Source organism: uncultured Veillonella sp., from assembly GCF_934190855.1.
In the GTDB taxonomy this organism is placed as follows: Bacteria; Bacillota; Negativicutes; order Veillonellales; family Veillonellaceae; genus Veillonella.
Genome location: NZ_CAKPTN010000069.1, coordinates 1 through 8,419, shown reverse-complemented (window position 1 = coordinate 8,419; position 8,419 = coordinate 1). Strand labels below are relative to the sequence as shown.

Genomic DNA, 8,419 nt, shown 5'->3' with positions numbered 1-8,419 from the left:
TCATGTGTTTGTTATCTCTTGTACGGTGATATTAGCATAACCAAATTTTCGTGTAAACCCTTTTTTCTCAATTTCATTCTCATTATAAAAATTTTATAATTTAAAATGCCTTCAAATTTAGATAATATCTAGTTTTATGAGGCATAATTTTTTTCAATAAAATTATTAAATTTATCCATTTTTAGTCTAAATGAGATTAATTATCGTCGTTATTATTAAGTTAAACTAATTAATCTAATATCTATTAATAACTTATCGCATGTTTTATACAGAAATGGTTCATAAACACCTCATACAACATATTGTACAAACAATATAGACAACTACTAATTATTTCGATGTTATAACTTCTTATATATATGTATTTATTTTACTATATATATACTATTATATACAAAAGATAATAAATAGATTTTTTATACACAAAAAAAGACTTCCGAAGAAGTCTCTTTTTGTTTGTGAGAGAATTAGAATTTGTAGTTTAATTCTGCACGATAGAAATCGGAAAGATCTTTACCGCTTTGGTCTTTAGAGTTGAAACCATAACCAGCAGATAAGCCTACGTTATCTTGTACTGCGTAGTCTACGCTAGCCATGTAACCTTTGTAACCATTAGATGTATTTGTTAAGTCATATGCTTGATCCCAAGTGGAGCTTACGATAGGAGCGTTAGCTTTTTGGTTGAAGTATTGACCTTTTACATCCCATGTACCTTTTTTAGAGATATCGTAGTTACCATAACCAACACCTGCTGTCCAAGCTTGGGAGTCAGATACGTTGGAAGCTTTCAACCATTCACCACCAACCCATACTTTATCTTTGCGGAAGTCCGCATTGAAGCCGTATACGTCTTGGCTATCGGAAGTTACTGTAGAACCGTTGTGGTTCAAGTTGCCGCTAGATAATTTGGAGTAGAAACCACCTACTGTAGATTCTTGACCAACTTTACCTTTAACACCTACATAAGCTACGGAAGGGTTATCAGATTTGGAGTTGCCAGCAGCTGCGCCGTCTACCATGTAACCGTATGCACCTTGTACTTGAACTTTATCGTTACCTACGTTCAATTGAGCGCCGTCAAATGTATCATCGTACATCAAACCGCTACCAATTGTTTGTTGGAAACGACCGCCTTTAGCGGATACATGATTACCAAATTTGTGATCTACATAGGCACGATCGATTTTTGCGTCAGCACCTTTTGTGGAATCACCAAATTCATAGTTACCTTTTACACGAACAACTGCTTCAGTTTTATCGTTTACTTTAGCATTGAATTGTACACGTGCACGGCCATCTGTTAAGGATTTACCATCGGAGTAAACTCCGCTATCCTCAGAGCCTTGGTGACGAATACGCATATCACCAGTTACTTTTACATTACCTACGCGGTCTTCCAAGCGAGATACTCGAACGCCTAAGTTGTTCAACTCGTTGGAGAACTCATCAGCCAAACGGTTAATCATTGCTTGTTGTTCTGCGTTAGCACGGTCTTGGTTAGCCATAGCTTTAGCTACCATTTGAGCCATTTCGTAACGAGTGATATTGTTTTGGCCTTTGAAAGTGCCATCTGGGTAACCATTAACGATACCAGATTGTGCTAATTGGGATACTGCTTGGTATGCCCAGCTATCTGGAGTTACATCGGAGAATGGGTTTGCAGCGAATGCTGTTGTTACACCTAATACTGCAGTTGCTGCTAAAATTGTAGCAAATTGTTTTTTCATAATGAATTCCTTCTTTCTTATCATATAAGAATATATATTCGCAGAAGACATTCACTACAAATGTAGTATCACTATGAAAGATCTATTAGGAGTGTCCACGTTTCCTCTGCTAATTATCTATCTTAGGTCAACCACTTTGTGGTGTCGTCCTTCTGTGATGTGAATATACCACCACTGAAAATTTTTGTAAAGCATTTTGTACAACTAAATTTGATGAAATTTCATTCATGAATAAAAATAAGCTTATAAACATAGATTTCTACTACATTTTTCAAAATTAAATTTTATAAAATTTCTTTTTATGAAGTTAATTTTTGGGCTTTTTTATAAAGTTAACACATTATATTGATTAATTTTTCTAATTTACTTTATCATCACTGAGTATTTTTATTTATAAATAATGATAGTTTTATTTTTGATGATACTTAGATTTTTCTAACAAAAAAACCTATCTACGATGTTACTACATCAGTAGATAGGCTTTCACTATTTATTAAATTGCGTAGGATACAAATCCTAAAATATGGTCTACAGGAACAGGACCGATAAAGCGACTATCGCTAGAGTGATTTCGATTATCCCCCATTACAAATACATGACCCTCTGGAACTGTTACAGGTGTAGAACGAGTAAAGTTCATTTTAAGATCTTTAGTATATGGCTCTTGTAATTGTTCCCCATTACGCCATACGTGACCATCTTTAAACTCCAATACATCACCAGGGCGACCGATAACGCGTTTTACCCATACATCATTAGTTTGAGCAGCTTTGTTAAAGACAGATGCGTAGTTCATCAATGGCTCCTTCACATCATCCACCCAAGTACGAGCACGGTTAACTCGACTATCGATAATAACAATTTGACCGTACTCTGGCATTTCATTCATAATATGGTGCCATTTAGTAACGATTAAATATTGACCATTATGCAATGTATCATCCATGGATTCACCAGATACACGTGTTGGTTGAATCAAAAAGATATGGATTACCATAGCAATAATCAACGCTAAAACAATGGCATAAATCCAATCTAGAATTTCTTTTATTATTGTATTACCTAATTTATTACTCATACTATCCCCTTAATGACCACCTTTCGTAAATCGTCCACCAAAGACATCATGTACGTCTTGAATGGTAATAAACGCAGCTGGATCTACTTCATAAACAGTATCCTTTAATCTTGTAATCTCAAGACGAGTTACTACAGAGTATAATATATGCTTCGGTTGCTTTAAATAACCGCCTTCACCATACATGATTGTAACACCTCGATTGAGATTAGCATTTAAGGCATCTGCAATATCTTTAGAGTTATCCGCATCAGTAATAATCATAACGCCTTTAGATTCTTCAAGACCTGTAATTGTTACGTCAATCATCTTATAAGCAATGAAATAAGCAATCAATGAGTACATTGCACTATTCCAACTATAGACAAAGCCTGCCGCCCCAAGAATGACTAAGTTCATAGCCATTACGATTTCACCTACGGAGAAGGTAGACTTCTTATCCCAAATAATAGCTACGATTTCAGAACCGTCTAAAGAACCACCATTACGAATAATAAGACCTACCCCAATACCTAAGATTATACCACCAAAAATAGAGCCTAAGAATGGATCTGTCGTAATCGGTGTAAAATCATGGGCAAAATTAGAAAATATGGCCATCCAGACAATGGAGAACAATGTAGATAAGGTAAATCCTTTACCGATTGCTCTATAGCCTAAATACAAGAATGGTAAATTGATAAGTACTACGAAAATACTAAAAGATACACCAGATAATTCTGCAGCCATCAATGAAATACCAACTACACCACCGTCGATGATGCTATTGGGTACTAAAAATAAATCTAGGCCCACCGTATAGATGAAGGCCCCTAAAATCATCATTACACAACGCATAATAAGGTTTGACCAGCTACGCGTTGAAGTGTCACTTGTCATGTACTTCTCCTTTTCCGTATAACTGCTCCATAGCATGTAATCGTTTTTCTTCTAACTCACTAGAGCTTATGGTTTCTTCTTTTACTTCTGTCTCAAATTGAGCCAACTGCTTTGTATAGCGCAAGCCAATAACGAGAGCCGTTAAATCATCTACAGGTTCAGGCGGAAACTGCATAGATGTAGGAAGAAACTTGCGCCACCCTGTCGGCGGATTGTATTTCCAATATAATTTACGGGCCTCTTCTGTACTATGAGACTCATCAATTAAACTTGTAGTGATTTTATGGTTACGTCCAATTTGTTGAAGAGATGGATACAAATGTTTATGGTTCGTACCATTACCACATACAATATGAACGATTCCATAATAGTCTGTTAATAGACGTTCAATATCATCATTGAAGGTCTTCGTAGAAATAATGTTGCGGCATATCATAGTTCCATCGGGTGTCACGATAGCAACACCAGTTTTTTCATTGCCTGGATCTACTGCTAAAATATATGTATTTTCAGTCATTTAACTACCCTCTTTGTAAATACAGTAGTTATATTTTAACATAAAAAGAAGGTCTTATGTAAAAATTTACATAAAACCTTCTCTATTATAATGTATGAAACCAACATACTTATATTAATTTGTTTTCATTTTAGCCTTATCATTAAAAACAGGCATTTGGGTAATACGTAATTTAAGATGTACAGGGCCAGAAGAATAAGTATCACCATCAACATAGGCCTCTACATGAACCTTACCATGCATTGTGCTGACACGTCTAATGGCAGTGAATAAATCATCCCCAGGAATTGTTCCAATATCTCCAGATAAGGAGTCAGGAATAATACCTTTGGCTTTTGCTTTTTCATTTACTTGCTTCAAGAATTGAAGCATAGCTGATTGAGCATTGCTACCACCATCCATAACAGCAGAGTGAATAATTTCATTATTCTTATAGATAAACTGTTGTGGATATACTTGGATAAGCGCTACAGCAGGTTCTCCAGAAATAATATTTCCAGCCGCTACAACTTGAACAACCATTGGTGTCTTAGAGTCGATTAACTTTTGAGTAGCTACCTCAATATTTTGACGATCCACATAGACTACAGCTTGTCCTTGATCTTCTATACCAAGACGACGCAAGACTAACTGATTAGTATCATCAATAATATGCTTAATAGCCGCATTGCTATCTTCCGCACTCAATCCAGGACGAACAACAGCTTGTGCCAATAATTGATCTACTTGGAACAATATTGTTCCTTCCCGTAAATGAATAATGCCATTTTGCAATTGTTCTTGTGTATTTTGAAGATCTTTTATATGGGCTTCCATCGTAGCTCGAGTAGCCTCAAGATCAGCAAGCTTTTTAGATACATCATCATAAGATGCCTGTAAAGATGCTAACTCAGCCTCTGTGGCATCTTTAGCCGCTTGAGCACTAGCTAATTCTGCTTTTGTAGCCTCTACGTCACGACGAATTTGCTCAATTTCAGCCATTCGTTCTTCAAGCTCTTGCTTATTTTGTTCTAGCAACGCTTTACCGCGAATAAGCTCTTGTGTCTTAGCAGCCACCTCTTCGTTAAGTTGCTTCATATCTGCTCGCAACTGATCCATCCCAAATAGCGCTGTTCTTACACTTTGAGACGTAAAGGATAAGACACCTACTGTTGCGGCAGCAACTAAAAGACCCGTTACAATAGTAACAATAATAGACGTATGCTTAGGTCGTAATCCAAAGAGGGACATACGACGCTTACCAACTTTGGTGCCTAACTTATCCCCCATGTAGGCAATAAGACCACCCATAAGGGCAATAATTATTAAAATTTTAACACCTACTACCATCGAGTCCCTCCTTTCATAAGATTACAATTTTTCAGTACGATAATTCAGTATTTCGTAACTAAGATTTATTTCCTTTTATACTAGGTTATTTAGATACACGCCAATTTAAATATAAACCAGCGATAATACCTAATGTATCAGGTATTAAAGCGGCCAACACCGTTGGCAATGCACCACCTTTACCTAAAGCACCGGCAAAGGTCATTACACCATAGTAAATGAAAATAATCAAAATACTAATACCAAAGCCGATAGATGAACTAGACCGTTGTTTTTGAAGACCTAGTGGCGCACCGACTAAGGCAAAGACAAAACTAGCAAGCGGAATTGTAAAACGTTGGTACATTTCCATTTCCAACTTATTCGCATTCGTATAGGCTGCCTTATAGGCTTTAATTTGATGACGTAATTCCTTAATTGTCAATTCTTCAGGTTTACGTTGATCTTGTTGAATATCTTTTGGAGCAGACTTAATTGGTAAGGATTGTTCCTTGAACTTCATAGTCCGCTCTACACCGTCTCCAGCAGATAGGTCATAGATAATACCATTTTGCATTACCCAGTACTGACCATTCCAGATAGCAGTGTCAGCATTTTCAACTTGTTGCAATTTGCCGCCGTCTCCAAACTGTTGCACCGTAATCATAGACAACTGTTTAGTCTCAGCATTGTAGCTTTTCGCATACATTAATGTACCTAACTCTTCACCATTCATCGCTTTCAACACAATGTGATTTTGTGTTTGAGGAGTTGCATTTTTCATGATTTCTTCTCGTACAATAGTTTGATACATATGATTTGTACGAGGTACCACAAATTCATTAAATGCTACCGCTCCAATAGAAATCAAAAGAGCAATAATATATACAGGCATCGCCAAACGCAAGAAACTAAGGCCACCGGCACGCATAACTACGATTTCGCTAGTGCTACTCAAACGACTAAAGGTCATAAGAGAAGCCAAAAGTACTGACATAGGGAATGTTAAGATAACGATACTCGGTAAGGCCAATACAAAGGCTTTCATAACAAGCAACAATGGCGCCCCATATTCAGTAATGTATTGTGCAATTCTAAATAATGTACCTGTACCAATAAAGATACTGGTAAAAGCAAATACCCCAAATAGGAATGGGCCTACGAAAGCTTTTAAAATATATTTATCTAATAATCTCATAGTCCCTCCTATAATTTAAAGTTATCCCCTAAGTAATGTTCGCGAGCGATTGGATCGTTTGCGATTTCATCAGGGGTACCCTCTAGGAGGATTTTGCCACTACTCAAAATATAAGCTTTGTCTACAATCCCCAATGTTTCACGTACATTGTGGTCCGTAATCAAAATACCAATACCTCGATTTTTAACATGTAAGATAATTTGTTGAATGTCCGCTACTGCAATGGGATCGACACCAGCAAAGGGTTCGTCCAAAAGGATGAAGTTAGGTTCTAGGGCAAGACAACGAGCAATTTCTACACGACGTCGTTCACCACCAGATAATTGCATCCCCATGCGATCGCGAACATGACCGATATGGAATTCTTCAATTAACGACTCCACAATAGCTTCAATCTCATCAGGTGTTTTCGTCGTAGTCTGTAACATAGCACGAATATTGTCCTCTACAGACATAGATCTAAAGATTGATGCCTCTTGTGGTAGGTATCCAATACCTTCAGCAGCCCGTTTATACATAGGGATATTGGTAATATCCTTGCCATCAACGGTAATGGTCCCCGAGCTTGGTCTTTCAATACCTACAATCATATAGAATGACGTAGTTTTACCGGCCCCATTAGGACCTAATAGACCTACAACTTGCCCTTTATCAACGCGTAGACTTACCCCATCCACTACGTTTCTCCCGCTAAAGGTTTTAACTAAGTTTTTGGTTTCTATATACATATACTATCCTTATTTATTCGGAACAATGATGAGTGTACTACGGCCACCTAATGTTTCAGCAGAATCATCAGCTAGACGAATTCTAAGCTCTGGTGCATTCAGCACATTGCCGTTTTGAACGGCATGAGCAGAGCCAGATAAGAGTACAACACCATCATTTTGGTTTGGTGTTTGTGTGTATGTAGCTCGATCTGCAGAACCAGAAACATTTCTTTCAGGATTATTGAAAGTAACATTACCTTGTGCTACTGCACGAATTTCTCGCAACCAACCTTCTACTTGATCACCTGTCAAAGTTGTACCTTCAGCAATCAATCGAGCATTACCACTAACGAGACCATATTCGGAATCAGTACTATATTCCACACTGTCACCAAATATTTGGCGATCGCCACGTTGTAAATGAACACCACCGTTAGCAGTGAATTTATTATTGTTGTAACTATGAACTGATTGGGCAGACATAGCCATATCAGAACCAATCATGGATACCCCACCTTCAAGACTTGCTTCTTGAGTTTTTGTATTGTACCAACCATTGGCACCAGTCATAGTTTTATCCGCTTGAGTGATAACAACATTACCTATTGCGTCAGCACGGCCTGTATTGCCATCATAAGACAATGTATCAGCACTAATAGTCAATGGATCATTTGCAGCCCAAGCTGTAACAGATGCTGTCATGAGTACAGCCAAAATAGCCATACCAATCTGTTTTTTCTTATTCATCATATTTCCTCTCAATTACTTCTTCGTTAATTTTGCGTTGCCAATAGCTTTAATAATTTTCAAAGACATATTACCTTCAAGCTTGTCGCCTGTAAGAGTTACATCCTTGCTGTTATAGGTAAAAGCCGTCTTAGATGTCAACGTTTTCGTTTTATTATCAAAGTGAAGGGCTTCCGTTTTAAATTCTGCACCTTCCGTATTGGTAGCTGTAACGCCTTGGTCGATATCAAGAGAATTGCGGTCACCAGTCAATAC

The 8,419-nt window shown here is 37.3% G+C and carries 8 protein-coding genes and 1 pseudogene; all 9 read right to left on the bottom strand.

The genetic code is table 11. The features are described from left to right. Positions 1-467 precede the first annotated feature (467 nt). On the bottom strand, positions 468-1,727 hold the full coding sequence (locus tag Q0F90_RS05370; protein ID WP_296004024.1) for an S-layer homology domain-containing protein: 1,260 nt from the start codon (positions 1,725-1,727) through the stop codon (positions 468-470). A 493-nt stretch (positions 1,728-2,220) separates the two neighbouring features. Next, positions 2,221-2,805, bottom strand: coding sequence for a signal peptidase I (gene lepB / locus Q0F90_RS05365; RefSeq protein WP_296004022.1), 585 nt, complete (start codon positions 2,803-2,805; stop codon positions 2,221-2,223). A 9-nt stretch (positions 2,806-2,814) separates the two neighbouring features. Then, on the bottom strand, positions 2,815-3,684 hold the full coding sequence (locus Q0F90_RS05360; RefSeq protein ID WP_296004020.1) for a YitT family protein: 870 nt from the start codon (positions 3,682-3,684) through the stop codon (positions 2,815-2,817). Then, on the bottom strand, positions 3,674-4,201 hold the full coding sequence (locus Q0F90_RS05355; RefSeq protein ID WP_296004019.1) for a hypothetical protein: 528 nt from the start codon (positions 4,199-4,201) through the stop codon (positions 3,674-3,676). Before Q0F90_RS05355 ends, Q0F90_RS05360 begins: the two co-directional genes overlap by 11 nt. A 114-nt stretch (positions 4,202-4,315) precedes the next feature. Further along, on the bottom strand, positions 4,316-5,530 hold the full coding sequence (locus tag Q0F90_RS05350; protein ID WP_296004017.1) for a DUF3084 domain-containing protein: 1,215 nt from the start codon (positions 5,528-5,530) through the stop codon (positions 4,316-4,318). Between the two features lie 85 nt (positions 5,531-5,615). Beyond that, positions 5,616-6,707, bottom strand: coding sequence for an LptF/LptG family permease (locus Q0F90_RS05345; RefSeq protein WP_296004016.1), 1,092 nt, complete (start codon positions 6,705-6,707; stop codon positions 5,616-5,618). Between the two features lie 8 nt (positions 6,708-6,715). Then, on the bottom strand, positions 6,716-7,435 hold the full coding sequence (gene lptB, locus Q0F90_RS05340; RefSeq protein ID WP_296004014.1) for an LPS export ABC transporter ATP-binding protein: 720 nt from the start codon (positions 7,433-7,435) through the stop codon (positions 6,716-6,718). A 9-nt stretch (positions 7,436-7,444) separates the two neighbouring features. After that, complete coding sequence (locus tag Q0F90_RS05335) at positions 7,445-8,167, bottom strand: LptA/OstA family protein (protein WP_296004012.1); 723 nt, start codon at positions 8,165-8,167, stop codon at positions 7,445-7,447. A gap of 12 nt (positions 8,168-8,179) precedes the next feature. Next, positions 8,180-8,419: pseudogene (locus Q0F90_RS05330) on the bottom strand (LPS export ABC transporter periplasmic protein LptC); the annotation flags it as partial.

What these genes read in the sequence shown, in the direction of transcription:
- Q0F90_RS05370 (WP_296004024.1), bottom strand. Translation starts at nt 1,727, where the DNA reads ATGAAAAAACAATTTGCTACAATTTTAGCAGCAACTGCAGTATTAGGT.
- lepB (WP_296004022.1), bottom strand. Translation starts at nt 2,805, where the DNA reads ATGAGTAATAAATTAGGTAATACAATAATAAAAGAAATTCTAGATTGG.
- Q0F90_RS05360 (WP_296004020.1), bottom strand. Translation starts at nt 3,684, where the DNA reads ATGACAAGTGACACTTCAACGCGTAGCTGGTCAAACCTTATTATGCGT.
- Q0F90_RS05355 (WP_296004019.1), bottom strand. Translation starts at nt 4,201, where the DNA reads ATGACTGAAAATACATATATTTTAGCAGTAGATCCAGGCAATGAAAAA.
- Q0F90_RS05350 (WP_296004017.1), bottom strand. Translation starts at nt 5,530, where the DNA reads ATGGTAGTAGGTGTTAAAATTTTAATAATTATTGCCCTTATGGGTGGT.
- Q0F90_RS05345 (WP_296004016.1), bottom strand. Translation starts at nt 6,707, where the DNA reads ATGAGATTATTAGATAAATATATTTTAAAAGCTTTCGTAGGCCCATTC.
- lptB (WP_296004014.1), bottom strand. Translation starts at nt 7,435, where the DNA reads ATGTATATAGAAACCAAAAACTTAGTTAAAACCTTTAGCGGGAGAAAC.
- Q0F90_RS05335 (WP_296004012.1), bottom strand. Translation starts at nt 8,167, where the DNA reads ATGATGAATAAGAAAAAACAGATTGGTATGGCTATTTTGGCTGTACTC.